Annotated in this window: 1 protein-coding gene; it reads right to left on the bottom strand. The window is 60.7% G+C overall.

The window, feature by feature from the left end:
• Nucleotides 1–192: 192 nt before the first annotated feature.
• Entirely contained in the window at nt 193–1,512 is a 1,320-nt protein-coding gene (mgtE, locus tag V6C07_RS07520; protein WP_333535749.1) for a magnesium transporter, read from the bottom strand.
• Nucleotides 1,513–1,625 lie beyond the last annotated feature (113 nt).

The following is a 1,625-nucleotide window of genomic DNA, read 5'->3' as shown; positions in this document are numbered from 1 at the left end:
TGGCCATGCCCACTACCCGCAGATGGGCATAGGGCGCCAACAGGCTGCGCACGCCTTCCATAAGCAGCTTGTGGTCGTCAACCAGCAGGATGCGGCAGATTTCCATACGCCTGTCCAATCATCCTTTGTTCAGAACGGTGACCGGGCGGCCGTGCGGGCGGCCATTCCCCGACGGGCGGACAGGCTGCGCGGCTACAGCAGAAAGAGCGAAGCCAGCCCGAGAAAAATGAAAAAGCCCGCGCCATCCGTAATGGTGGTAAGAAATATGCTGGAAGCGTGCGCGGGGTCACGCCCCAACGCACGGAAAATAAGCGGTATGGAGCCGCCGGAAATGGCCCCGAGCAGCATGTCGCACATGAGCGCCCCGCCCATGACCGCCCCGATGGCCGCAACCCCCGTAAACCACCACACGCCGAAAAAGGCCGTGACAGCCATGACGATGCCGGTCACAAGACCTATCTTGCCTTCGCGCACCACGGCCATCCAGGCTTTTTTCTGGTCAAAGCGGTCTGTAGCCAACTGCCGGATCATAACGGCAAGAGCCTGCTGGCCCGTATTGCCCGCCTGGTTGGCAACCATAGGCATAAGCACGGCAAGCACGGCCATCTCGGCAATGCTGCCCTCAAACATGTAGACCACAGAAGCCGAAAGCGCCGAGTTGAACATGTTTACAAAAAGCCAGGGCAGGCGTTTGCGCACGCTCTCTCGCCAGGGCGTGTCCACGCTTTCTTCCGGGTCAGCGCCCACCATGCCCAGCATGTCGGCGCTGGCCTCTTCGTGCATGATATCCATGATATCGTCATAGGTAATGACGCCCATGATGTGGCCTTCGTTGTCCACAACAGGCATGGCCATGAAATTGTAGTGCGAAAGCAGGCTTGCAACCTCGCGTCTGTCCGTATCATAGGTGACGCTGATGACGCTCTGCCCGGCCACGGCGTCGCCCACAATGGTTCCGGGGCGGGCCAGCATGAGGTCGCGCAGGGAAAGCACGCCCACAAGCACGTCGTGCGGGTCTACCACATAGCCGTAATAGGGACTTTCCTTTTCGGCCATTTCAGAACGGATATGGGCGATGGCCTCATCCACGGTCTGGGTGCACTCCAGCAGGATGAGCTCGGTGTTCATGGCCCCGCCCGCGGAGTCCGGGTCAAAATTGAGCAGGTTGCGCAATTCTTCGGAATCTTCGCGGGTCAGTTTTTCCAGCAGGGCGTCGCGATGGTCCTCGTCCAGTTCGTCCAGCACGTCGGCGGCGTCGTCCGGGGACATTTCGGCAATAATCTGGGCGGCCACGTCCGTATCCAGATTTTCCAGCACGTCCACGGCCACGTTGCCGTCCAGTTCCGCCAGCGCTTCGGCCGCGTCCTCTTTGGACATGCGGGCAAGCGTGCTGACCTGCTTTTCAAGACTGAGATTTTCCAGATGGTCGGCCATGTCGGCCGGGTGGATGAACTCCTGGTCCGGAAATTCCGACCCGTATTCTTCATCACCGGAGGGCGCTTCCTCGTTCATGCCCGGCGCTTCGGGCAGGGCGTCGCCGTCATGCGGGCAAGAGGTCGAAGCCGCAGAAAAAGGCGCATCTTGCGGATCGCCCGCAGCCGCATGGTCTTCGGAACCCGCGCCGT

The sequence above is a fragment of the Desulfovibrio sp. 1214_IL3152 genome (assembly GCF_036763055.1).
Lineage (GTDB): Bacteria > Desulfobacterota > Desulfovibrionia > Desulfovibrionales > Desulfovibrionaceae > Desulfovibrio.
This window is presented reverse-complemented; position numbering and strand designations above follow the sequence as displayed.

Excerpts from the sequence above, each read along its gene's own strand:
- mgtE (WP_333535749.1), bottom strand. The coding sequence starts at position 1,512 with ATGAACGAGGAAGCGCCCTCCGGTGATGAAGAATACGGGTCGGAATTT.